The organism is Rathayibacter sp. AY1F2, assembly GCF_002930885.1.
GTDB lineage: Bacteria > Actinomycetota > Actinomycetes > Actinomycetales > Microbacteriaceae > Rathayibacter.
Genome location: NZ_PSVG01000001.1, coordinates 171661 through 194080, shown reverse-complemented (window position 1 = coordinate 194080; position 22420 = coordinate 171661). Strand labels below are relative to the sequence as shown.

Below are 22420 nucleotides of genomic sequence, written 5' to 3'. Positions count from 1 at the left end.
CGCCGGACGCTCGCCCTCAGGCGTGCAGAGCGGCGTTCAGCTCGATGCCGGCGCCGGTGCGGGGGAGGACCTCGACGGCCCCGGTGAGGGAGTTGCGGCGGAAGAGCAGGTTCGGCACGCCCGAGAGCTGCACGGCCTTCACGGTCTGCGGGGCGCCGTCGGCGCGCGGCGCTCCGCCGACCACGACGACCTTGGTGCCGGCGGTCACGTAGAGGCCGGCCTCGACGACGGTGTCGTCGCCGAGGGAGATGCCGATGCCCGAGTTCGCACCCAGCAGCGCCCGCGCGCCGATCGAGACGCGCTGCACTCCTCCGCCCGAGAGGGTGCCCATGATGGAGGCGCCGCCGCCGATGTCCGAGCCGTCGCCGACCACGACGCCCTGCGAGATGCGCCCCTCGACCATCGAGCTGCCGAGGGTCCCGGCGTTGAAGTTGACGAAGCCCTCGTGCATCACCGTCGTGCCGGGTGCCAGGTGCGCGCCGAGGCGGACGCGCGAGGTGTCTGCGATGCGCACCTTCGCGGGGGTGACGTAGTCGGTCAGCCGCGGGAACTTGTCGATGCCGGTGGCCTGGATGCCGTGGCGCCGGAGCGAGGGGCGCAGGCGGGTGAACGACTCCGGCGAGACCGGACCGGCGTTCGTCCACACCACGTTCGGCAGGTGGGCGAAGACGCCGTCGAGGTTCACCTCGTTCGGGCGGACCAGGAGGTGCGAGAGCAGGTGCAGCCGCAGGTAGGCGTCGGACGTGGAGGCGGGCGGCGCCTGCACGTCGATCTGCAGCGTGACCACGTCGATGCGGACCTCGCGGCGCGGATCCTCGCCGGCCTGCTCCTCGAACTCCGCCGGCACGATCCAGGGGTCGCGGCCGGCCGGGATGGTGCCGAGGCGCGGCTCCGGGAACCAGGTGTCGAGGACGGTGCCGTCGGCGGCCACGGTGGCGAGCCCGTATCCCCAGGCGGAGGCGGGCGCGGAGGAGTCTGCGGAGTGCTCGAGGGTCATGCCGATCAGGGTAGCGCGGAGCGTCCGGCCGCTACCCTGGGGCGCATGGCCGATCCGACCACCGCCCCTCCGCTCGATCTGCGCACCGATCCGGTCGCCCTGACGCGGATCCTCTGCGACATCCCGTCCGTCTCGGGCGACGAGCTCGAGATCGCGGACGCGGTGCAGTGGGCGCTCGAGCAGTACGACCACCTCGAGGTCATCCGCGACGGCCACACCGTCGTGGCGCGGACGAACCTCGGACTCGCCCAGCGCGTCGTGATCGCCGGGCACCTCGACACGGTGCCGGTCAACGGCAACCTGCCCGTCGTCGCCGAGACGATCGACGGCGTCGAGCACCTGGTCGGCCGCGGGACCGTCGACATGAAGGCCGGAGTGGCGGTGCAGCTCGTCCTCGCCGCCGAGCTCTCCGATCCGGCCGTCGACATCACCTGGATGTGGTACGACAACGAGGAGGTCGCAGCGGACCTCAACGGCCTCGGCCGTCTCTCCCGGCACCGCCCCGACCTCTTCTCCGCCGACTTCGCCGTGCTCGGCGAGCCGACCAGCGGAGCAGTGGAGGGCGGCTGCAACGGGACGCTCCGGGTCGACGTGGTCACCCGCGGCGTCCGCGCCCACTCCGCCCGCAGCTGGGTCGGCGAGAACGCGATCCACGCGGCGGCGCCGATCCTCGACCGCCTCGCCGCCTACGTACCGCGCGAGGTCGAGGTCGAGGGCCTCGTGTACCGCGAGGGCGTCAACGCCGTGCGCGTCACCGGCGGGGTCGCGGGCAACGTGATCCCGGACCTCTGCACGGTGCAGGTCAACTACCGCTTCGCCCCCGACCGGTCCGGGGAGGAGGCGCTCGCCCACCTCGAGGAGCTCTTCGAGGGGTTCGAGGTGACGGTGGACGATCTGGCCGAGGGCGCCCGCCCGGGGCTGGACGCACCTCTGGCCCAGGCCTTCCTCGCGGCCGTCGGAGCCGAGGCGAAGCCCAAGTACGGCTGGACCGACGTCGCGCGGTTCTCCGCCATGGGCATCCCGGCTGTCAACTACGGACCGGGCGACCCGCTCCGGGCCCACGCCGACGACGAGCGCGTGGCGGTGCGCGAGATCACCGAGTGCGCCGAGGGCCTCCGCCGCTGGCTGACCGCGTCCTCGTGAGCGCGAGCGCCACGGCCGTCCCCGTCCGACTCCGCCTCCGCCTGCGCCTGGTCCCGTGGTGGGCGCGGGTCCTCCTGGTGTACATCGCGACCCGCGTGGTCACGACGGTGATCCTGTTGCAGTTCGCCGCGCACCAGCTCGCGAACCCGTGGACCGGACCCTCCCCGTCCTACTCGGCCTTTGCGTCGATGTGGGACGGCCGCTGGTACGAGATCATCGCGGCCACCGGGTACCCCGGCTTCCTGCCGATCACGCAGGACGGCCACGTGGGGGAGAACGCCTGGGCCTTCATGCCGCTCTACCCGGGGGTCGTGAAGGCGCTGATGGCGGTCACCGGTCTCACCTGGGCTCCGGCCGCCGTGACCGTCTCCGTCCTGTGCGGAGCCGGAGCCTGCCTCGTCCTGTACCGCCTCTTCCGGCACTCCCTCGGCGAGTCGCAGTCGCTGACGGCGGTGCTGCTGTTCTGCGTGGCGCCGACCTCGCCGCTGATGCAGCTCGCCTACGCGGAGTCGATGGCGATGCTCCTGACCGCGGTCACGCTCCTCCTCCTGGTGCGGCGGCGCTGGCTCGCGGTCGTGCCCGTCGTGCTGCTGCTGGGCCTGACGCGGCCGAGCGGGCTCGCCTTCGCCGCCGCGCTCGGCCTGTACGTCGTCTACCGGTTCGTCCGGCGCCGCACGGAGTCGTTCCCGCGGTCGGAGTGGCTGCCGGCCGTGGGCCTGACGGCGTGGGGGCTCGTGGTCGGCTTCCTCTGGCCCGCCGTGGCGTGGGCCGTCACCGGGTCGATGACCGCGTACACCGACACCGAGCTGGCGTGGCGTGCGGTCTACATCGGCTACCAGGAGCTGCTCCCGCTGACCCCGTGGTTCCAGGGCGGCGCCTGGTGGGGCTCGTGGTGGTTCGGTGCTCCGGCCGTCGGCGTCGTGCTGGTGGTGCTCCTGCTGGCGGCGTTCGTCGGGATCCTCGCCGCACCGTGGACACGGCGGCTCGATCTCTTCAGCCGGGCCTGGGTCGCCGGGTACGGCGTCTACCTGCTGGCGTTCTTCTTCCCGCAGTCGAGCACCTTCCGGCTGCTGGGCCCGATGTTCCCGCTCGTCGGAGCGCTGGCGGTGCCGCGCTCGCCGGTCTTCCGCGTCGCGCTGGTCCTGCTCGGGATCGGCGGCCAGATCGTCTGGATCTCGATCTGCTGGGCCGTCGCCGGATCGGACTGGACTCCGCCGTGATCGTGCCGCGCGCCCGCCCGGCGCGGTGCTCCTCCGGGGACTCCCGACTCCCGCACGGGTATGCTCGTCGGAATGTCTCCCCTCACGCCAGCCGGTGAGCCGCGACACGCGTCGCCCCTCCTCCGGCCGACCCGCCGGCGAGCCGCGGCGACACCCGCCCGCTCCCCGCTGACGACCGCCTCCGCCTCCTCGACGGACCGCGGGCCTCTCGCGTGAGCGCCACCGCGATCGCGCCGGAGACGGAGGACGCTTCTCCGTCCCGCTCCCGCTGGGGTCTGCTCCGGAGGATCCCGTGGTGGATCCAGGTGCTCCTGGTCTTCGCCGTGTCCCGCGTCGTCACGACCGTGATCATGCTCCGTGTCGGCGCCGTGCGTCAGGGCGTCGAGTGGACGGGACTCCGCGACACCTACGTCCGGTTCGCGACGACGTGGGACGGCGGCTGGTACGAGCGGATCGGGATGACGGGGTACCCGTCGGTGCTGCCGCTCTCGCCGTCCGGAGCCGTGGAGCAGAACCCCTGGGCGTTCATGCCCGTCTACCCGTTCACCGTCCGCGGCCTGATGAACATCACCGGGCTCGACTGGGCGAACGCGGCGGTGCTCGTCGCCCTGGTCTGCAGTGCAGCGGCGTGCCTGGTGATCTACCGGCTGTTCCGCGTCTCGCTCAGCGAGGGTCAGGCGCTGATGGGGATCGTCTTCTTCTGCGTCGCTCCGACGTCCCCGATCCTGCAGATCGGCTACGCGGAGTCCGGCGGCATCCTCCTGACGGCCGTGCTCCTCCTCCTGCTGGTGCGCCGCAAGTGGGTCTGGACGTTCCCCGTCGTGCTGGTCGTGGGGCTCCTGCGCCCGAGCGGTCTCGCGATCGCGGCGATGACGGGCCTCTACTTCCTCTACCGCGTCTGGCGCCACGTGCGCGGCACCGAGCCGTTCGCCCGCCGGGAGTTCGCCTTCACGGTCTCCCTCACGGTCTGGTCCCTCGCGGTGGGCTTCGCCTGGCTGCTTATCGCCTGGGCGGTCACCGGCTCCTTCACCGCCTACACCGACACCGAGCTCGCCTGGCGCAGCGTCTTCATCGGCGAGGGCGAGCTCATCCCCTTCACCTCCTGGTTCGCCGGCGGGGGCTGGTGGGGAGGCCTCTGGTTCGGCTCGCCGATCACGGGCATGGGCATCACCGTCGTGGTGGTGCTCGGATTCCTGGCGATCCTGTTCTCGCGGGCCACGCGCAGCCTCGACGTCTTCTCGCGGCTCTGGGTCGGCGGCTACGCGATCTACCTCTTCGCGTTCTTCTACCCGCAGTCGAGCACGTTCCGCATCCTGATGCCGATGTTCCCGCTGGCCGGGGCGCTCGCGGTGCCGCGGTCGACCCTCCTGAGGGTGTTCGTGGTGGCCGCATCGATCGTCGGGCAGATCGTCTGGGTGCTGCTGTGCTGGGTGTTCACCCCGGGCGACTGGTCCCCGCCGTGATCGGCTGACGCCCGACTTCCGGGCGCGGTTCGGAACACCCCCGCGGATGCACGATAATAGGGGGATACGTCACGAAAGGGGAACTCTATGGCGGCCATGAAGCCGAGGACCGGAGACGGACCGATGGAGGCTGTTAAGGAGGGCCGACTCATCGTCGTGCGCGTTCCGCTCGAAGGAGGCGGACGCCTCGTCGTCTCGGTCAACGATGCAGAGGCGAAAGAGCTGCACGACGCGCTCGCGTCGGTGGTGTCTCCCGCCTGATCCGCACCGTCGTGAACGCCCGTCGCACACCGTGCGGCGGGCGTTCCGTCTTTCCTCGGTCGGCCGCGCTCGTCAGGCGCGGCGCTTGTTGGCCTGCAGCAGGCCGTCGCCGATCGGCGAGAGCACGCTGACCACGGCGGGGGAGGCGCAGACCTCGGCCACCAGCGTGCGGAACGCCGTCGCGATCTCATCGCGCTGCGCGGGATTGGCCACGCGTCCGCGCCAGAGCGCGTGGGGGACGAGGACCGTCCCGCCCGGACGGACGAGCCGCAGCGCGTGCTCGACGTTCTCGATGACCTGCAGCGGATCGCCGTCGACGAAGACGATGTCGTAGGAGTTCTCGTTCATGCGGGGCAGCACCTCGAGGGCGCGGCCCGGGATGAGCCGGAGCCGGTTGGGCGAGATGCCCGCCTCGTGGAACTGGGCGCGCGCGTGCTGCTGGTGCACCGCCTCGGAGTCGATCGAGGTGAGCATGGCCTCGGGGGCGCCGTCGAGCAGCCACAGGCCGCTCACTCCGGTGCCGGTGCCGATCTCGATGATGGAGGTCGCGCGCGCCGCGGCGGCGACCAGCGCGGCCTGCGCTCCGATCGAGGGGGAGACGGCGTCGATGCCCAGCTCGACCGAGAGCCGGCGGGCCGAGGCGATGGCCTCCGACTCGACGACCGCGTCCTCGGCGTACTTCCAGTTGGCATCCTTGTCGGACACGGGGGCGCTCCTCTGATCGGTGCACCGAGCGGATCGCGCCCGGGCATCGTCAGGGTACGGTGGCGCGCGGGCTCCGCGAGGGAGGCGCGGCGGGTTAGTGTTGTCCTCGTGTTCGGTCTGACGTTCGACAAGCTCCTCATCATCGGGGTCATCGCTGTCTTCGTGCTGGGTCCCGACCGCCTCCCGCACTACGCCGCCCAGCTCGGGCAGCTCGTGCGCAAGGTGCGCGGATTCGCCACGCAGGCCCGGGAGCGCGTCAAGGACGAGATGGGCGACGAGTTCAACGACGTCGACTGGAAGAAGCTCGACCCGCGCCAGTACGATCCCCGCCGCATCATCCGCGACGCCCTGCTCGAGGACGATCCGGCCCCCACCGTGAAGCCGCCCACCGCTGTCGCCGCTCCGGTCGTGCCGGGCGGCACCGGCTCCGCGCAGGACAGCTACTACACGACGATGCAGCGCTCCGTCTCGTCCGGCACGCTCTCGAGCGTCGCGCCGCCGCCGATCGACTCCGAGGCCACCTGAGCCCTGCTCCGCGAGGAGCGTCGGGCGGGCGTCTCGACCGACGCCGCCCGCACGAAGCCGCGCGGAGGCGTCAGCCGACGGCGAGCGGAAGACGACGGCCGGTCAGTCCCCGCGGCCGCGCGGCGAGCGTCGCCGCCAGGGCGTCGATCGCCCGGGCGGCAGGATCCTCCGGATCGCCGACGACGACGGGCACGCCCTCGTCGCCCCCCGCCCGCAGCGCGACGGAGATCGGCAGCGACGCGAGTAGCGGCACCTCGTCGCCCGTCGCAGTGAGCCGACGCGCGACCTCGGCCCCGCCTCCGCTGCCGAAGAGCTCCAGCACCGAGCCGTCGGGCTGCGGAAGCCCCGACATGTTCTCGACCACTCCGACGATGCGCTGGCCCGATTGGCGGGCGAGCGCGCCGCTGCGCTCGGCCACGTCGGCGGCCGCCGGCTGCGGGGTGGTGACGATGAGGACCTCCGCATGCGGGAGCAGCTGCCCGATGGAGATCGCCACATCCCCCGTGCCGGGAGGCAGGTCGAGCAGGAGCACGTCGAGGTCGCCGAAGTACACGTCGGTGAGGAACTGGGAGATCGTGCGGTGCAGCATGGGTCCGCGCCAGGAGACGGCCGCCCCCCGGGTGTCGCCCTCGAGGAACATCCCGATCGAGATGACCTTCACGCCGTGCGCCACCGGCGGCAGCATCAGTTCGCCGACGCGGGTGGGCCCCGCGACGCGCCCGTCGTGCATCAGGCCGAGCAGGCCGGGGATGGAGAAGCCGTGCACGTCGGCGTCTACGAGGCCGACCGCGAGCCCCCGCTGAGCGAGGGCGACCGCGAGGTTGGCGGTGACGGTCGACTTGCCGACACCGCCCTTGCCGCTGGTGACCGCGTACACGCGGGTGAGCGAGTCCGGGCCGAAGGGCATGCTCCGGCGGCCGCCCTGGAGGCGCTCGGTGAGGGCGGTGCGCTGCGCCGGCGTCATCACTCCGACCACGACGTCGACCGCCGTGACTCCGGGAGCCGAGGCCGCGGCCTCGCGTACGTCGCGCTCGATCGCGGAGGCGGCCGGGCAGCCGACGATGGTCAGCCGGATCGCGACGCGGACCGCTCCGTCGACGGCCGCCTCGACCGACTCGAGCATGTCGAGCTCGGTGATGGGCTTCCGGATCTCCGGATCGACGACCCGGGCCAGCGCCGTCCTGACGGCGGTCTCGATGGCGGCGACGTCAGGCATCGCGCCGCTCGGGCTCCTGCGCCCGATCCTTCTCGAGCTCCTCGAGGAGGCCGCGCAGCTCCGAGCGGATGAAGTCCTTGCTCGCCATGTCGCGTATCGCCAGGCGCAGGGCCACGACCTCGCGCGCGAGGTACTCGGTGTCCGCGAGGTTGCGCTCGGCCCGCTGCCGGTCCTGCTCGATCTGGACGCGGTCGCGGTCGTCCTGGCGGTTCTGCGCGAGCAGCAGCAGCGGCGCGGCGTAGGAGGCCTGCAGCGAGAGGATCAGCGTCAGCACCGTGAAGCCGAGGGCCTGCGAGTCGAAGCGCGCGTCCGCGGGCCCGTAGGTGTTGAACATCAGCCAGAAGACGCAGAAGATCGTCATGCCGACCAGGAACCACGGCGTGCCCATGCCGCGGGCGAACGACTCGGTCAGGCGGCCGAAGCGGTCGCTGCTCGGGCGGTTCCGCCGCGAGAGGACGCGGGTGCGCAAGCCCTTGGGAGCGTCCAGGCGCCGGTCCTGCTTGGTGTCCCTAGCCACGCGCGCCCCTCCGTCCCCGTCGTGTCCTGCCTGTCGCCGCGGGTGCCGGCGGCACGAGCGGGACGCCCTGCGTCGCCGTCGTCACCGGCTTCCTCGGTTCGTCGTCGTCGCCGTGGCTGCGCCAGTCGTCGGGGAGGAGGTAGTCGAGGACGTCGTCGATGGTCACGACGCCGACGAGGCGGTGGGACGCGTCGACGACGGGCACCGAGACGAGGTTGTAGCTGGCCAGGATCCGGGCGACCTCGGCCGCCGAGGTCTCGGGCGTGATCGGGTCCATGCTCTGGTCGAGCAGGGTGCCGAGGCGCTCGTGCGGCGGGTAGCGGAGCATCCGCTGGAAGTGCACCATGCCGAGGAAGCGGCCGGTCGGCGGCTCGTAGGGCGGCAGCGTGACGCAGACGGCGGCGCCGAGGGCCGGGGCGAGCTCGTGGCGGCGGATGAGGGCGAGACCCTCGGCGACGGTCGCCTCGGAGGAGACGATGATCGGCTCCGTGGTCATCAGACCGCCGGCGGACTCCGGGGCGTAGGTGAGGAGCATGCGGACGTCGTCCGCCTCCTCCGGCTCCATCAGCTCCAGGAGCGCCTCGCCGCGCTCCTCCGAGAGCTGGGCGATCAGGTCGGCCGCGTCGTCCGGCTGCATCTGGTCGAGGACGTCGGCGGCGCGGTCGTCGTCGAGCCGGCCGAGGATCTCGACCTGCTCGCTCTCGGGCATCTCCTCGAGCACGTCCGCGAGGCGGTCGTCCGAGAGCTCGCCGGCGACCTCGAGCATCCGCTGCTGCGGCAGGTCGAGGAGCGTGCTGGCGAGGTCGGCGGGCTTGAGCTCGGAGAGGCTGGCGACGTACTGCTCGGCGGACTGCGCCTCGGTCGAGACGCTCTCGCGGACCTCGCGCCAGCCGGCGAAGGCGGTCGCGCCCTTGGCGAAGGGGGAGGGGCTGGTCTTGGGCCGGCGGACGAAGAGCTGCGCGAGCTCCCACTCGCCGGGAGCGGCCTCCTCGATCGCGACGTCCTCGACGACCGCGTCACCGGAGCCGTCCACGAAGCTCACCCGGCGGCCGAGGAGCTCGGCGATGACGCGGACCTCGCCGCCCCGCTGCTCGAAGCGGCGCACGTTGATGAGCCCGGTGGTGATGATCTGGCCGCTGCCGATGCTGGTGACCCGGCCGATCGACACGAAGACCCGACGGCGCCCGGGGATCTCGACCACCAGGCCGACCACCCGCGGGGCGTCGTTCTGCCGGTAGACCAGGAGCACGTCGCGGACCTTGCCGACGCGATCGCCGGCCGGGTCGAAGACACTGCATCCGGCCAAGCGCGCGACGAAGACTCTGGCGGAACTCACGGCTACAAACCTAGTCCCGTGCAGCCGGGCGGACGCCGAGCGTTCCCGGCTCGCCCTCGGCCGGTTCTCCGAATCCGTTCAGAGACCTTCAAGTGGCCTGTGCGATTCTGTCCGGGTGACTCAGCAGACGCCGTTCAGCGGCCGAGGGCCGGCCTTCCCCAGTATCCCGCGCGGGGAGATCCTCGCCACGTTCGACACGTACCAGGAGGCGCAGGCCGCCGTCGACGTGCTCGCCCGCGCCGACTTCCCGGTGCGCCAGCTCGCCATCATCGGCAACGAGCTCAAGAGCGTCGAGCGGGTGACCGGCAAGCTCACCTGGGGCCGCGTCGCCCTCGCCGGAGCGGCCTCCGGCGCCTGGCTCGGTGTCTTCCTGGGCCTCCTGCTCATCATCTTCTCGCCGACGACGGAGTTCTCCTTCCTCATCGCGGCGGTCCTCCTCGGCGCCGGCTTCGGGATGCTCTTCGGGCTCGCCTCCTACGCCGTGAACCGCCGCCGTCGCGACTTCACCTCGACCATGCAGGTGATCGCGACAAGCTACTCCGTGCTCGTGGACCCCGAGGTGGTCAACCGCGCGCGCAACCTGCTCGACGGCGGCACCTCCCCGGCGGAGGCGCCGCAGACGGCCTGGGCTCCGCCGCCCGCCGCGGTCGGCGACCCGCAGCCGCAGCCCGTCCGCCCCGAGGACGACCCGCGCTGACGATCCTCCACGAAGGCCCCCGGTCCGCCGGGGGCCTTCGTCATTCCGGGGGCGGGGCGGCTCAGGCGGAGCCGACGGGCGGGAGGACGATGTCGACCGCGAGACCCCGGGGGGAGCGGTTGACCAGGGCGACCGTCCCGCCGGCCGAGAGCACGGTGGTGTGCACCAGGGCCAGCCCCAGACCGCTGCCGCCGGAGGCGAGGGTCCGGGAGTCGTCCGGGCGGGAGAAGCGGTCGAAGGCGACCGGGATGAAGGCGTCGGGCATCCCCGGTCCGTCGTCCGAGACGCTGAGCATCAGGCGCCCGTCCGACTGCGAGAGGGAGGCGACGATCATGCCGCCGCCGTTCATCGCCTGGATCGCGTTCCTCACGAGGTTGTCGATCACCCGGCCGAAGTCCTGGGACGCGACCGCGTAGAGCCGCACCGGCTCGCGCTCGTCGATCTCGTAGTCGATCTCCACCCCCGACTCCGAGGCGAGCAGGCGGGTGCGGTCGACGGCGCCCACCAGCTCGTCGACGAGCTCGGCGAAGGGAGCGGTCGGGCGGACGGTGCGGCTCTCGATGCGCGAGATGTCGAGGAGGGCGGATGCGAGGCGCACGAGCCGGTCGACGCTCTTCTGCGCGTCGAGGATGACCCGGTCGACCGCGACCGGGTCGTCGACGCGGTGGTGGGCGATCTCGAGCTGGGCGGAGAGCGCGGCGAGGGGAGTGCGGAGCTCGTGGCTCGCATCCGACACCATCTGCTTCTCCCGGGCCAGCGACGCGGTCTGCTTGGTCAGGAACGCGTTCAGCGTCACCGCGAGCTCGTCGATCTCGTCGCGCGTGCCGACGACCGGGAGCTGGTCGCCCTGCCCGGGCTCGGCGGCGATCTGATCCGCGCGCGCCCGCATCCGGCGCACCGGGGCGAGGGCCGCGCCCGTCAGGATCCACGAGGCGAGCCCGAACGTGACGACGAGGAAGATCGCGGCGTAGACGAGCACGTGGGCGAAGTCGTCGAGGACGAGCTGCGACGCGGCCTGATCGCGGGCGGAGGCGACCTGCCAGACGCCGCGATCGCTCTCGATGGCCGTGAAGCGGACCAGGTAGCTGCCGTTCGCCGTCGTCACGTCGGCGTACCGGGGCGAGGTGTCGGCCGGCTCCTCCGCCAGAGCGCTGAGCACCTCGCCGCTCAGGCGCGAGGGCATGGTCGAGGTGCTGACGCTCCCGTCGGGCGCGAGAGCGAGGAACAGCTGGCCCGTCGACGAGCCCTGCGTGCGCGGGACGTTGCCCGCCGAGATGTCGCGGCGCACCTCGTCCTCGATCGACATCAGGATCGTCCGCTCGCTGCGGTCGACGATGCCGGTGACCACCTGGTAGAAGAGCAGCGCCGCGAGCGCGAAGAGGGCGGTCGCCACAGCGACCGTTCCCACGGTGATCCTCGCGCGGATCGAGAGCGCGCCGACCCGGCGGCGTGCCGTGCTCATCCGCGACACGGGCTATTCGACCGGGCGGAGGAAGTAGCCCTTGCCGCGGACGGTAACGATGCTGACGCCCGTGTCCTCGGTCGGGAGCTTCTTGCGCAGGTAGCTGACGTACTGGTCGACGATGTTGTTGTCGACGATCTCGCCGCCGCCCCAGATCTCGGAGAGGATCCGCTGGCGGGTCACGACGGAGCCGACGGGAGTGATGAGGAGCTTGAGGAGCTCGAGCTCCTTCGGGCTGACGTGGATGCGCGAGCCGTCGGCGGTGCGCCGGATGCTCGATCCGTCCACGGTGATGCGTCCGACGTCGATCGAGGTGGACATCAGCGACGGGCTGCGGCGCAGGAGGGCCCGGAGGCGCGCGTTGAGCTCGGTGAACGCGAACGGCTTGGTCAGGTAGTCGTCCGCTCCGGCGTCGAGGCCGAAGACGCGGTCCTCGATCGCGTCCCGCGCGGTCAGCAGCATGATCGGCGTGGGCCGGCCGAGCTCGCGGATCCGGCGGCAGATCTCGAAGCCCGACATCGCCGGCAGCATGACGTCCACGATGGCGGCCGAGAACTCGGCGTTGCTGAACGCGACGAGCGCGTCGATGCCGTTCGTGGTCAGCACGGCCTCGTAGCCGGCGTCTTCGAGGCCGCCGACGAGGGCCTCACCCATGGCTGGATCGTCTTCGACGACAAGGATCTTCACGCGCTCACCCTACGGCCCGGCTCCCAGGAGGACGCACTGGGCGGGCCGTGTGTCGATCGGATGCGGGATCGACCCATCCGATCGGCGCTGGGCGACGAATGAGGAGCAACAGACCGCTCGGGGGCGTGGCGGGAGAGGCGCGATCAGTGGCGCATTTCTACTCTTCTCTCCCCGTCGGCCCGATGATCCTGTTCGCGAAGTTCACCTCTACCGTCACCCGAAGGCGGCACAAAAATGCTCAATATTCTTTCCATCTGGGCGCGTCTCGCGCTGTCGGTCCTCCTGTGGATCGTCGTTCTTCCCGTCATGCTCGTCCTGCTGCCGTTCCGCACGGGCAGGAGCGCCTCGCTCCCCGCCCTGCGACCGGTGCCGGTTCCCGCACCGACGGTTCCGATCGACACCCGGAGCACCAGCGGCGCGTACTAGGCCCACTTCCCGGTCGTTCCGGGCTCGACGCCCCGCTCCCATGAGCTCCGGCGTCGTCCGCCCACCGATCCCCGACGCCCGAACAGCCGTGCCTCTCTCCGCCAGGAGGGGGCGCGGCTGTTCGTCGTTCCCCGGGTCGATCCCGACTGACCGACAGATGTCGATATCGGCTCCTCTCGATCGCGAGCCGCGTCAAGCCCTTCGCAGAATCTCAGGGACTGGCAATACAGCGCTCGCACATGGTTCACCGATCGGAAGGAACACGGATGCTTCGCGCCACGCGCGACACCGCTGGGATCCAGCTCGATTCGACCACGGGATCCCCCGTGCGCCCCGACACCCCGGTCTCGGTGGTCGCGTCGGCGCCTCAGAGCCTGATCTCGCGGATGCTCGGACGCCGCCGCTGCGAAGCCTGCGGAGCGGCCTCGGCCCGTCGCCGCGACGGCTTCTGCTCGGCCGACTGCGCCGGCACCTTCCACCTCTACGAGTGAGCCCGACCGGCCGAGTGCCGGTGGTGAACGTTTCGAAGGCCCGTGATCGACGATCGCGGGCCTTCGTGCTGTCTCGGCAGTGTCGGAGCGCCGGGTGAGGAGCGCCACGGTCGGACTCGGTCGCCCACCGGGTGACGCCGCTCGGTCCGTGATGGAGGGGTGCGCCTCGAGGGGCGTCGAGCACCGGAGCTGAGCGCCCGTGTACGAGGAAGGAGAGCGGAGGACCGCGGGTGTGCCCCCAGTAGGATTCGAACCTACGCCCCTGCCTCCGGAGGGCAGTGCTCTATCCCCTGAGCTATGGGGGCCAGGAGTGCCTGACCACATTAGCACCCGGGCGGGGCGGGCCCCGACGCCGGGAGCGGTCCTCGCGCATGCCACGATGGAGCCATGCTGCGCACCGTCTCCGCCTCGCTGGATCTGCGTCTGAACGGCCCGACCGACCTGATCTTCCTGGTGGCGGCGACGCCCACGGGCGACTCGTTCGAGGACTCCTTCACCGTCCGGCTCGACGGGCAGGACGTGCCGGTGCGGGAGTTCCCGGCGCGGCACGGCGCCCGCGTGCACCGCGTCGCGGGGAACGAGGGCGACCTGCGGGTCGAGTACCGGGCGCGGGTCGCCGGGCACGGCGCTCCGGACGAGCCGAGCGAGCTCGAGCTCGTCGAGTACCTGCGGCCGAGCCGGTACGCCGAGGCGGACGTGCTCGGCGGGATCGCCCGGCGCGAGTTCGGGCGGGCCCGGGGCTTCGAGGCGCTGACGGCCGTCGAGGAATGGGTGCACGGCCACCTGTCGTACGTCTACGGGTCGACGGTCGGCACCGGGGGAGCGGCGCAGGTCATCGAGAGCGGCCAGGGCGTGTGCCGGGACTTCGCGCACACAGTCGCCGGGCTGCTCCGCGCCCTCGACATCCCCGCCCGGGTGACGGCGGTCTACGCGCCGGGCCTCGAGCCGCGCGACTTCCACGCGGTCACGGAGGCCTGGGTCGGCGGCGCCTGGCACGTCGTGGACGCGACCCGGCTGGCTCCGCGCGGGTCGATGCTGCGCATCTCGTCCGGCCGGGACACGGCCGACACCGCGTTCCTCAGCAGCTACCTGACGGACCTGCGCCTGACCGGGATGAGTGTGGAGGCCGACTGCGACGCGGCGCTCGTCGACGACCACGTCTCGCCGGTGCGCCTGGGCTGACGCCGGGGCTCAGTCGGCGAGGACGCCGATCGCCGACCGCACGAGCGGCTCGGGGTCGCCCGGCTCGACGAAGGAGGCGCTGGACGCCTCGATCCAGTACTCGCCGACGAAGGCGTCCGCGACGCCCCGCCCCTCGGCCACCTGGTAGTAGCCCTCGATCTCCGGCGGCTTGCCGTAAGTGGGGACGGCCTTGCTGGTGGTGAAGAACTCGTTCTTGAGCGCCTCGATCACCGCGGGGTCGAGGTGGGCCACGGCCAGCTGCAGCTCGGCGCCCGAATCGTCGGACCATCCGCAGACCAGGCCGTCGTACTGGGCGATCTCCTCGGAGACGGCAGTGGTCCCGATGCCGTCGTCCGGGGAGAATCCGCCCCACAGGCCCGCGAGCGCCGAGGCCGGGACCAGCTGCTCGCAGGCGAGGGGGATCGGCGTGCCGCTGACGGCGCCGCTCGCGCTCGGCTCCGGGTCGGCCGCGGGGGAGCAGCCGGAGAGGGCCGCCGTGGCGAGGGCGACGAGGAGGAGGGCGGCGGGACGGCGCATGCGTCGCACCCTAGCAACGCCGCCCTGCCGAGCGGCCCCGCGGTGCAGGAGGGACGGGGGGCGCGGGCGCGGCGGCCGGTAGAATCGCTCCCCGTGACTCCCGAACAGCTCGCCGCCTCCCTGCACGCCCTCGTCCTCGACGCCGTGCAGCGACGGGGGAGCGATGCGGGCGTCGAGCTCTCGGACGTCGTGCTGGAGCGCCCGAAGAACCGCGACCACGGCGACTGGGCCTCGAACATCGCGATGAAGCTCGCGAAGCGGGTCGGCGCGAACCCGCGCGAGCTCGCCGCCGAGCTGGCCGAGGGGCTGGGCGCGGTCGAGGGCGTCGCCACGGTCGAGGTCGCCGGTCCCGGCTTCCTCAACGTCCGGCTCGAGGCCGCGGCCGCGGGTGCCCTGGCCGGCGCGATCGTCGAGGCGGGCGAGGCCTACGGCACCGGGTCCGCCTACGCCGGCGTCCGGATGAACCTCGAGTTCGTCTCCGCCAACCCCACCGGCCCCATCCACATCGGCGGGACGCGCTGGGCGGCGGTCGGCGACAGCCTGGCCCGGATGCTCCTCTCGCAGGGCGCCGAGGTGACCCGCGAGTACTACTTCAACGACCACGGCGCGCAGATCGACCGCTTCACGCGGAGCCTCCTCGCCGCCCACCGCGGCGAGCCGACCCCGGAGGACGGCTACGGCGGCGCCTACATCGGCGACATCGCCGAGCGCGTCGCGGCCGCCTACCCGGGCGACCTCGCCGTCCTGCCCGAGGAGGAGCTCGCCGAGACCTTCCGCTCGATCGGCGTCGAGCTGATGTTCGGCGAGATCAAGCAGAGCCTGCACGAGTTCGGCGTCGACTTCGACGTGTACTTCCACGAGAACTCCCTGCACGAGTCGCGCGCCGTCGACCGCGCGATCGAGCGCCTCCGCGAGCTCGGGCACATCTTCGAGGCGGACGGCGCCACCTGGCTGCGGACCACCTCGTTCGGCGACGACCGCGACCGCGTCATCATCAAGAGCGACGGGGAGGCGGCCTACATCGCGGGCGACCTCGCCTACTACCTCGACAAGCGCGAGCGCGGCTTCGATCGGGCGATCATCATGCTCGGCGCCGACCACCACGGCTACATCGGCCGGATGATGGCGATGTGCGCGGCGTTCGGCGACACCCCGGGCGTGAACCTCGAGATCCTGATCGGCCAGCTGGTCAACCTGCTCCGCGACGGCGAGGCGGTCCGGATGTCCAAGCGGGCGGGGACCGTCGTCACGATGGAGGACCTCACGGAGGCCGTCGGCGTGGACGCCGCGCGCTATTCGCTGGTGCGCTCCTCGGCCGACTCGACCCTCGACATCGACCTCGACCTGCTGACCAAGCGGAGCAACGACAACCCCGTCTACTACGTGCAGTACGCCCACGCGCGCACCCGCCAGGTCGCGGCGAAGGCCGCAGCGTCGGGCGTCCCCGTCGAGCCGTTCGCGCCCGAGACGCTGGTGCATCCGACCGAGTCGGCGCTGCTCGGCGGCCTGCAGGAGTTCCCGCGCATCGTGGCGCACGCCGCGGAGCTGCGCGAGCCGCACCGCGTCGCGCGGTACCTCGAGGAGGTCGCCGGCCTCTACCACCGCTGGTACGACAACTGCCGGGTCGTGCCGCAGGGCGAGGACCCGGTCGAGGCCGTGCACTCGACCCGGCTGCGCCTGAACGAGGCGACCGGGCAGGTGCTCCGCAACGGGCTCTCCCTGCTGGGCGTCACGGCCCCGGACCGGATGTGAGCGCGTCGGGGGCTGCGCCGCGGCGCCGGCGCGGGGGACGCGCGGCCGTGGTGGTCGTCGTGGTGCTGGTGCTGCTCGTGGTCGCGGCGGTGGTGGGCGACTCGCTCGCCCGCCGCGCCGTCGCGGACCGCGCCGCCGCGAGCCTCCGCGAGGCGCTCGCACTGCCCGCGGACCGGGCGGTGGACGTCGACGTCGCCGGCTGGGCCGTGCTCCCGCAGCTCGTCTCGGGGCGGCTGGACCGGCTCGACCTGCGCAGCTCGGACGTGACGTTCGGCGAGCTCGACGGCGACGTCGCTGCGACCCTGATCGGGGTGCCGGTGAGCGGCGTCGGAGCGGTCGAGTCCGGCAGCACCACGGTCGCGATCGACGCGGCCTCGGTCTCGCGGCTCGTCACCGAGCGCAGCACCGTTCCCGTCGACGAGGTGACCCTGGACGCTCCGCTCGTGCGCGTGACCGCCTCCGTCGAGGTGCTGGGCCTCCGGCTCGGCGCGGGCGTGGGGATGGAGCTCGCGGCCGTGGACGGCGCCATCCGGCTGACCCCGGCCGAGGTCTCCGCCGCCGGTGCGACCTTCTCGGCGACCGACTTCCGCGACCGCTTCGGCGCCGTCTCCGGCGACCTGCTCGCTCCGTCCTCCGTGTGCATCGCGGACTCGGTGCCGCGCGGACTGACGCTGACCGGGGTCGAGGTCGCCGACGAGTCGCTGAACGCGAGCTTCGCGCTCTCTCCGACGTTCCTCAGCGACCCCGCGGAGCAGGAACCGGGCACGTGCGCCTGAGCCCGCGCGGCGCCGCCGCCCCGGACCGGTAGGATCGGAGCCCTGTGCCGGCGTCTTCCGCGGGCCGAACACTGACATCGCTGGCTTCAGGGGTCAATCCGGACCCGCTCGCCCCGCAGTGACGCTCCCACTCTCTCCTGTGAGGTCTCACCCGTGGACACCGTCGACGCCCGCGCCCGCGCCCCCCGGCATCCGCTCGCGCCTGAGTGGCTGCACACGCCCGCCGACCCGAACGCCCTGGCCGACGGCGTGTGGCCGGACAGCGCCGAGCGCGGCGAGGACGGCGGGATCCGGATCGCCGGAGTGCCCGTCGCCGAGCTGGTGCGCGAGCACGGCACTCCTCTCTACGTGGTGGACGAGGCCGACGCCCGCCGCAGGGCCGTCGAGATGCGTGAGGTCTTCGCCCGCGAGCTCGGCCGGATCGGCACCGGCGTCACGGTCTACTACGCGGGCAAGGCGTTCCTCTCGACCGAGGTCGCCCGCTGGATGCGCGACGAGGGCCTGAACCTCGACCTCTCCAGCGGCGGCGAGATGGCAGTGGCCCTCGCCGCCGGGATCGAGCCCGAGCGCTTCGGCCTCCACGGCAACAACAAGTCGCTCCGCGAGATCGACAGGGCCGTCGAGGTGGGCGCGGGCACGATCGTGCTCGACAGCCTCGTCGAGATCGAGCGCGTCGCAGCCGCGGCCGAGCGGCACGGCCGCGTGCAGGCGGTGCGCCTCCGGGTCAACAGCGGAGTGCACGCGCACACCCACGAGTTCCTCGCCACGGCGCACGAGGACCAGAAGTTCGGCCTCGCACTCGCCGACTGCCCGGCCGCGGTCGCCCGCATCCGCTCCTTCTCCTCCCTGCGGTTCCTCGGGCTGCACTGCCACATCGGATCCCAGATCTTCGGCTCCGCCGGGTTCGCGGAGTCGGCGTCGCGCCTGCTCGACGTCCACGCGGCACTGCTCGCGGACGGCCCCGTGCCGGAGCTCAACCTCGGCGGCGGCTTCGGCATCGCGTACACCAGTGCCGACGACCCGACCCCGATCGCCGAGATCGCGGCCGCCGTCGCCGACGCGGTCGCCGAGCAGTGCTCCGCCCGCGGCGTCCCGGTGCCGCACATCGCGATCGAGCCCGGCCGCTCGCTGATCGGGCCCGCCGGCGTCACCCTCTACGAGGTGGGCACCGTGAAGGACGTGACGGTCGGCTCCGAGGGCTCGACCGCGGTCCGCCGCTACGTCAGCGTCGACGGCGGCATGAGCGACAACGCCCGTCCGGCGCTCTACGGCGCCGACTACACGGCGCGGATCGCCGACCGCTCCTCCTCGGCCGAGCCCGCCCTCGTGCGGGTGGCCGGGAAGCACTGCGAGTCGGGCGACATCGTCGTCCACGACGACTTCCTGCCCGCGGACGTGCGGCCGGGCGACCTGCTCGCCGTCGCCGCGACCGGCGCCTACTGCTGGTCGCTCGCCAGCAACTACAACTACCTCGGGCGCCCCCCGGTGGTCGCCGTCCGCGACGGGCGCTCGCGCGTCCTCGTGCGCGGCGAGACCGAGGAGGACCTCCTCCGCCGCGACGCCGGCATCGAACGAAAGGCCACCTCCCGATGATCGAGTACCGCAGCCTCCGCGTCGCCCTGCTGGGCGCCGGGTCCGTCGGTGCCCAGGTGGCGCGCCTCCTGCTCGACCACGGCGACGAGCTCGCCCAGCGCGTGGGGGCGCCGCTGGAGCTCGTAGGCGTGGCCGTCAGGGACGTGGACGCGCCCCGCACCGCCGACATCCCGAAGCACCTGCTCACCACCGACGCCGAGTCGCTGATCCTGGGCGCCGACATCGTGGTCGAGCTGATCGGCGGGCTCGAGCCCGCCCGCAGCCACATCCTCACGGCGATCTCGTCGGGCGCGGACGTGATCACGGCCAACAAGGCGCTGCTCGCCGCCCACGGCAACGAGCTCTTCGAGGCCGCCGACCAGGTGGGCGCCCAGCTCAACTACGAGGCGGCCGTCGCCGGCGCGATCCCGATCATCCGGCCGCTGCGCGACAGCCTCGCCGGCGACCGGGTCCACCGCATCCTCGGCATCGTCAACGGCACGACCAACTACATCCTCGACCGGATGGACACCGAGCACGCGAGCCTCGAGGACGCGCTCGCCCGCGCGACCGAGCTCGGCTACGCCGAGTCCGACCCGACCGCCGACATCGAGGGCTACGACGCGGCGCAGAAGGCGGCGATCCTCGCCCGCCTCGCGTTCCACACCGACGTCCCGGTCACCCTGGTGCACCGCGAGGGCATCACCGGCATCACGAAGGCGCAGGTCGACCAGGCCCGCGACTCCGGCTACGTGATCAAGCTGCTCGCGATCTGCGAGCGGCTGACCGACGCCAAGACCGGCGTGGAGGGCGTGTCCGCGCGGGTCTACCCCGCGCTCGTGCACCGCTCCCACCCGCTCGCGGCCGTGCACGGGGCCAACAACGCGGTCTTCGTCGAGGCGGAGGCGGCCGGCGACCTGATGTTCTACGGCGCCGGCGCCGGCGGGATCGAGACGGCCTCCGCCGTCCTCGGCGACGTCGTGTCGGCCGCCCGCCGCCACGTGGTCGGCGGCCCCGGCCTGGTGACCAGCGCGAGCTCCGGGCTCGCGGTCCTCCCGATCGGCCACGTCACCACCCGGTACCAGGTCACCCTCGAGGTGCTCGACCGCCCCGGCGTGCTCGCGCAGATCGCGGGCGTCTTCGCCGACCACGGCGTCTCGGTCGAGACCCTGGTGCAGACCCCGCCCGGCGCCGACCCGCTGGAGGAGCAGGGCGGTGCGGAGCGGCGCGAGCCGACCGCTACCCTGGTCATCGGCACGCACGCCGCGGCGGAATCCGATCTGGCGGCCACCGTCACCGCCCTCCATTCCCATGGTTTCGTCGGCGCCGTGACGTCCGTTCTACGAGTTGAAGGAGCCTGAGATGGCCAAGCAGTGGCGCGGAGTCCTGCACGAGTACGCGGACCGCCTCGATGTCACCGAGGCGACCCCGGTCATCACTCTCGGCGAGGGCGGCACGCCGCTCATCCCCGCGGCGGCCCTCTCGGCGCGCACGGGCGCGAAGGTGTGGGTCAAGTACGAGGGCATGAACCCGACCGGCTCCTTCAAGGACCGCGGCATGACCATGGCGATCTCGAAGGCCGTCGAGCACGGCGCGAAGGCCGTCATCTGCGCTTCGACCGGCAACACCTCCGCGTCGGCCGCCGCCTACGCGACGCACGCCGGCATCACCGCGGCCGTCCTGGTGCCGGAGGGCAAGATCGCCCTGGGCAAGCTCAGCCAGGCGATCGCGCACAACGCGCAGCTGCTGCAGGTGCAGGGCAACTTCGACGACTGCCTCGACATCGCCCGCGACCTCGCGAAGAACTACCCGGTCCACCTGGTCAACTCGGTGAACCCGGACCGCATCGCCGGCCAGAAGACCGCGGCCTTCGAGGTCGTCGAGGTGCTGGGCGACGCGCCGGACTTCCACATCGTCCCGGTCGGCAACGCGGGCAACTACACCGCCTACTTCCGCGGCTACTCGGAGGAGCTGGAGCGCGGCGAGTCGACCCGCCTCCCGCGCATGTTCGGCTTCCAGGCCGAGGGCTCCGCTCCGATCGTGCACGGCGCCCCGGTCCGCCACCCCGAGACGATCGCCAGCGCGATCCGGATCGGCAACCCGGCCTCGTGGGAGCTCGCCCTGAACGCGCGCACCGTCAGCGACGGCTACTTCGGCGCGATCAGCGACGAGAAGATCCTCGAGGCGTACCGCATCCTCGCGGGCGAGGTCGGCGTCTTCGTCGAGCCGGCGTCGGCGATCAGCGTCGCGGGGCTCCTCGAGCGCGCCGAGGCCGGAGCGATCCCGAGGGACGCGACCGTCGTCCTGACGGTCACCGGCCACGGGCTCAAGGACCCGCAGTGGGCGCTCCGCACGGCCGACGGCGCGGACATCACGCCGACCGTCGTCCCGGTCGACACCGCCGCGATCGCGGATGTGCTGGGGCTGGCCGGCGCATGACCTCGGCGGTTCCCGTCGGCCGCACCGTCCACGTCAAGGTCCCCGCCACCTCGGCGAACCTGGGCCCCGGCTTCGACACGCTCGGCCTGGCGCTCTCGTTCTACGACGAGCTCGACGTGACGGCCGTCGCGGCCACGGGTGCGCGGGTCACCGTGCACGGGGTCGGCGAGGGAGAGGTGGCGACCGACGAGACGAACCTCGTCGTGCAGGCCATCGCGTACACGTTCGCCGACCAGCGGCAGGAGATGCCCGGCATCGAGGTGATCGCGCGCAACATCATCCCGCACGGCCGCGGGATGGGCTCGTCCGGCGCCGCGATCGTCTCCGGCATCATGGCCGCGAAGGGCCTGCTCGAGGGCGTCGTCGAGCTCGACTCGGACGACCTCCTCCGCATCGCCACCGAGATGGAGGGGCACCCCGACAACGTGGCGCCCGCGCTGTTCGGCGGCCTCACCATCGCATGGGTCGAGCCGCACGCCTCCGGCGCCGACGACTCGCCGCTGCGCCCGCGCTCCAAGAAGCTCATGGTCCACCGCGGCGTGTCCCCGGTCGTCTTCGTGCCCGAGCACACCATGTCGACGCGGCTGGCACGCTCGCTGCAGCCGCAGAGCGTGCCGCACGAGGACGCGGTGTTCAACGTCTCGCGCTCCTCGCTCCTGATCGCCGCTCTCATCCAGAGCCCGGAGCTGCTGTTCGCGGCGACCGAGGACAAGCTGCACCAGAACTACCGCGCGGCCGCCATGCCCGAGACCTCAGCGCTGATCGCGCTGCTGCGCTCGCACGGCTACGCGGCCGTCGTCTCGGGTGCCGGACCGAGCGTCCTGGTGCTCTGCAGCGACCCCGCACAGCGCCTCGCCGCCGCGGATCTGGTGGAGCGGGAGGCCCCCACGCCGTGGCGCGCGCACATGCTGGCCGTCGACTTCAAGGGTGCTACAGTGGGGACCGCATCCCGAGGAACCGCGTAACGAGCGGAATCTGTCCGACGGATCGTCCCGACAACCACGGCCATCACATCG

The 22420-nt window shown here is 72.4% G+C and carries 23 protein-coding genes and 1 tRNA gene; 15 read left to right on the top strand and 9 right to left on the bottom strand.

Annotated features, from left to right (window positions below; translation table 11 throughout):
- Positions 1-16: 16 nt before the first annotated feature.
- On the bottom strand, positions 17-997 hold the full coding sequence (gene dapD / locus C5C54_RS00885; protein WP_104232738.1) for a 2,3,4,5-tetrahydropyridine-2,6-dicarboxylate N-succinyltransferase: 981 nt from the start codon (positions 995-997) through the stop codon (positions 17-19).
- Positions 998-1042: 45 nt separating this feature from the next.
- Here dapD and dapE point away from each other — a divergent pair, with 45 nt between their 5' ends.
- From dapE to C5C54_RS00865, 4 genes are all read left to right on the top strand, one after another.
- Complete coding sequence (gene dapE, locus C5C54_RS00880) at positions 1043-2140, top strand: succinyl-diaminopimelate desuccinylase (RefSeq protein WP_104225552.1); 1098 nt, start codon at positions 1043-1045, stop codon at positions 2138-2140.
- A complete protein-coding gene (locus C5C54_RS00875; RefSeq protein WP_258063159.1) occupies positions 2137-3360 on the top strand; it encodes a hypothetical protein in 1224 nt (407 codons plus the stop codon). The genes dapE and C5C54_RS00875 overlap by 4 nt, the downstream gene beginning before the upstream one ends.
- Before the next feature lie 212 nt (positions 3361-3572).
- On the top strand, positions 3573-4823 hold the full coding sequence (locus tag C5C54_RS00870; RefSeq protein WP_104287595.1) for a hypothetical protein: 1251 nt from the start codon (positions 3573-3575) through the stop codon (positions 4821-4823).
- A gap of 87 nt (positions 4824-4910) precedes the next feature.
- On the top strand, positions 4911-5084 hold the full coding sequence (locus C5C54_RS00865; RefSeq protein ID WP_068208299.1) for a DUF3117 domain-containing protein: 174 nt from the start codon (positions 4911-4913) through the stop codon (positions 5082-5084).
- Positions 5085-5156: 72 nt separating this feature from the next.
- Here C5C54_RS00865 and C5C54_RS00860 read toward each other — a convergent pair whose 3' ends face one another.
- The gene (locus tag C5C54_RS00860; RefSeq protein ID WP_104222989.1) at positions 5157-5789 is read right to left on the bottom strand and encodes an O-methyltransferase; all 633 of its coding nucleotides are present in this window, start codon (positions 5787-5789) and stop codon (positions 5157-5159) included.
- Positions 5790-5897: 108 nt separating this feature from the next.
- Here C5C54_RS00860 and C5C54_RS00855 point away from each other — a divergent pair, with 108 nt between their 5' ends.
- Positions 5898-6314, top strand: a complete 417-nt coding sequence (locus C5C54_RS00855; protein WP_146076468.1) for a twin-arginine translocase TatA/TatE family subunit — start codon at positions 5898-5900, stop codon at positions 6312-6314.
- Positions 6315-6384: 70 nt separating this feature from the next.
- On the opposite strand, the gene C5C54_RS00850 is transcribed toward C5C54_RS00855, so the two are convergent.
- From C5C54_RS00850 to C5C54_RS00840, 3 genes are read right to left on the bottom strand one after another with little or no spacing between them, the layout of a single operon-like run.
- Positions 6385-7530 (bottom strand): Mrp/NBP35 family ATP-binding protein, encoded by a 1146-nt coding sequence (locus C5C54_RS00850; RefSeq protein ID WP_104232735.1) that lies wholly within the window; start codon positions 7528-7530, stop codon positions 6385-6387.
- Positions 7523-8047, bottom strand: a complete 525-nt coding sequence (locus C5C54_RS00845; RefSeq protein WP_104222991.1) for a DUF1003 domain-containing protein — start codon at positions 8045-8047, stop codon at positions 7523-7525. Before C5C54_RS00845 ends, C5C54_RS00850 begins: the two co-directional genes overlap by 8 nt.
- A complete protein-coding gene (locus tag C5C54_RS00840) occupies positions 8040-9383 on the bottom strand; it encodes a magnesium transporter MgtE N-terminal domain-containing protein (RefSeq protein WP_104225554.1) in 1344 nt (447 codons plus the stop codon). Before C5C54_RS00840 ends, C5C54_RS00845 begins: the two co-directional genes overlap by 8 nt.
- Positions 9384-9498: 115 nt before the next feature.
- Here C5C54_RS00840 and C5C54_RS00835 point away from each other — a divergent pair, with 115 nt between their 5' ends.
- On the top strand, positions 9499-10080 hold the full coding sequence (locus C5C54_RS00835; protein ID WP_258063158.1) for a general stress protein: 582 nt from the start codon (positions 9499-9501) through the stop codon (positions 10078-10080).
- Between the two features lie 61 nt (positions 10081-10141).
- Here the strand turns inward: C5C54_RS00835 and C5C54_RS00830 are convergent, their stop codons facing one another.
- Both C5C54_RS00830 and C5C54_RS00825 read right to left on the bottom strand, forming a co-directional pair.
- Complete coding sequence (locus tag C5C54_RS00830) at positions 10142-11542, bottom strand: cell wall metabolism sensor histidine kinase WalK (protein WP_146078762.1); 1401 nt, start codon at positions 11540-11542, stop codon at positions 10142-10144.
- A gap of 12 nt (positions 11543-11554) precedes the next feature.
- Complete coding sequence (locus C5C54_RS00825) at positions 11555-12229, bottom strand: response regulator transcription factor (RefSeq protein ID WP_258059273.1); 675 nt, start codon at positions 12227-12229, stop codon at positions 11555-11557.
- 234 nt (positions 12230-12463) lie between these two features.
- Between C5C54_RS00825 and C5C54_RS00820 the strand changes: the two genes are divergently transcribed.
- Positions 12464-12655: a hypothetical protein gene (locus tag C5C54_RS00820; RefSeq protein WP_104260121.1), complete on the top strand. Its 192-nt coding sequence runs from the start codon at positions 12464-12466 to the stop codon at positions 12653-12655.
- 266 nt (positions 12656-12921) lie between these two features.
- A complete protein-coding gene (locus tag C5C54_RS00815) occupies positions 12922-13146 on the top strand; it encodes a hypothetical protein (protein WP_104246599.1) in 225 nt (74 codons plus the stop codon).
- 233 nt (positions 13147-13379) lie between these two features.
- Here the strand turns inward: C5C54_RS00815 and C5C54_RS00810 are convergent.
- A tRNA-Arg gene (locus C5C54_RS00810) sits at positions 13380-13451 on the bottom strand.
- 82 nt (positions 13452-13533) lie between these two features.
- On the opposite strand from C5C54_RS00810, the gene C5C54_RS00805 reads away from it, so the two are divergent.
- Positions 13534-14328 carry a transglutaminase family protein gene (locus C5C54_RS00805; protein WP_104232730.1) on the top strand — a complete coding sequence of 265 codons (795 nt, stop codon included), beginning with the start codon at positions 13534-13536 and terminating at the stop codon, positions 14326-14328.
- A gap of 9 nt (positions 14329-14337) precedes the next feature.
- On the opposite strand, the gene C5C54_RS00800 is transcribed toward C5C54_RS00805, so the two are convergent.
- Positions 14338-14865: a hypothetical protein gene (locus C5C54_RS00800; RefSeq protein ID WP_104260120.1), complete on the bottom strand. Its 528-nt coding sequence runs from the start codon at positions 14863-14865 to the stop codon at positions 14338-14340.
- Between the two features lie 93 nt (positions 14866-14958).
- On the opposite strand from C5C54_RS00800, the gene argS reads away from it, so the two are divergent.
- The 6 genes from argS to thrB all read left to right on the top strand — a co-directional run bounded on the left by argS (position 14959) and on the right by thrB (position 22369).
- On the top strand, positions 14959-16617 hold the full coding sequence (argS, locus tag C5C54_RS00795) for an arginine--tRNA ligase (protein ID WP_104222999.1): 1659 nt from the start codon (positions 14959-14961) through the stop codon (positions 16615-16617).
- A gap of 47 nt (positions 16618-16664) precedes the next feature.
- Entirely contained in the window at positions 16665-17393 is a 729-nt protein-coding gene (locus tag C5C54_RS00790; protein ID WP_104262485.1) for an LmeA family phospholipid-binding protein, read from the top strand.
- Positions 17394-17546: 153 nt separating this feature from the next.
- The gene (lysA, locus tag C5C54_RS00785) at positions 17547-18986 is read left to right on the top strand and encodes a diaminopimelate decarboxylase (protein ID WP_104225560.1); all 1440 of its coding nucleotides are present in this window, start codon (positions 17547-17549) and stop codon (positions 18984-18986) included.
- Entirely contained in the window at positions 18983-20326 is a 1344-nt protein-coding gene (locus C5C54_RS00780; protein ID WP_104223002.1) for a homoserine dehydrogenase, read from the top strand. Before lysA ends, C5C54_RS00780 begins: the two co-directional genes overlap by 4 nt.
- 1 nt (position 20327) lies before the next feature.
- Positions 20328-21404, top strand: coding sequence for a threonine synthase (thrC, locus tag C5C54_RS00775; protein WP_104260117.1), 1077 nt, complete (start codon positions 20328-20330; stop codon positions 21402-21404).
- Positions 21401-22369 (top strand): homoserine kinase, encoded by a 969-nt coding sequence (gene thrB, locus C5C54_RS00770; RefSeq protein WP_104223004.1) that lies wholly within the window; start codon positions 21401-21403, stop codon positions 22367-22369. Before thrC ends, thrB begins: the two co-directional genes overlap by 4 nt.
- Positions 22370-22420 lie beyond the last annotated feature (51 nt).

Bases quoted from the DNA above. Each gene is read 5' to 3' on its own strand.
- dapD (WP_104232738.1), bottom strand. From the start codon at position 997: ATGACCCTCGAGCACTCCGCAGACTCCTCCGCGCCCGCCTCCGCCTGG.
- dapE (WP_104225552.1), top strand. From the start codon at position 1,043: ATGGCCGATCCGACCACCGCCCCTCCGCTCGATCTGCGCACCGATCCG.
- C5C54_RS00865 (WP_068208299.1), top strand. From the start codon at position 4,911: ATGGCGGCCATGAAGCCGAGGACCGGAGACGGACCGATGGAGGCTGTT.
- C5C54_RS00850 (WP_104232735.1), bottom strand. From the start codon at position 7,530: ATGCCTGACGTCGCCGCCATCGAGACCGCCGTCAGGACGGCGCTGGCC.
- C5C54_RS00830 (WP_146078762.1), bottom strand. From the start codon at position 11,542: ATGAGCACGGCACGCCGCCGGGTCGGCGCGCTCTCGATCCGCGCGAGG.
- C5C54_RS00820 (WP_104260121.1), top strand. From the start codon at position 12,464: ATGCTCAATATTCTTTCCATCTGGGCGCGTCTCGCGCTGTCGGTCCTC.
- C5C54_RS00815 (WP_104246599.1), top strand. From the start codon at position 12,922: ATGCTTCGCGCCACGCGCGACACCGCTGGGATCCAGCTCGATTCGACC.
- C5C54_RS00805 (WP_104232730.1), top strand. From the start codon at position 13,534: ATGCTGCGCACCGTCTCCGCCTCGCTGGATCTGCGTCTGAACGGCCCG.
- C5C54_RS00800 (WP_104260120.1), bottom strand. From the start codon at position 14,865: ATGCGCCGTCCCGCCGCCCTCCTCCTCGTCGCCCTCGCCACGGCGGCC.
- C5C54_RS00780 (WP_104223002.1), top strand. From the start codon at position 18,983: ATGATCGAGTACCGCAGCCTCCGCGTCGCCCTGCTGGGCGCCGGGTCC.
- thrC (WP_104260117.1), top strand. From the start codon at position 20,328: ATGGCCAAGCAGTGGCGCGGAGTCCTGCACGAGTACGCGGACCGCCTC.
- thrB (WP_104223004.1), top strand. From the start codon at position 21,401: ATGACCTCGGCGGTTCCCGTCGGCCGCACCGTCCACGTCAAGGTCCCC.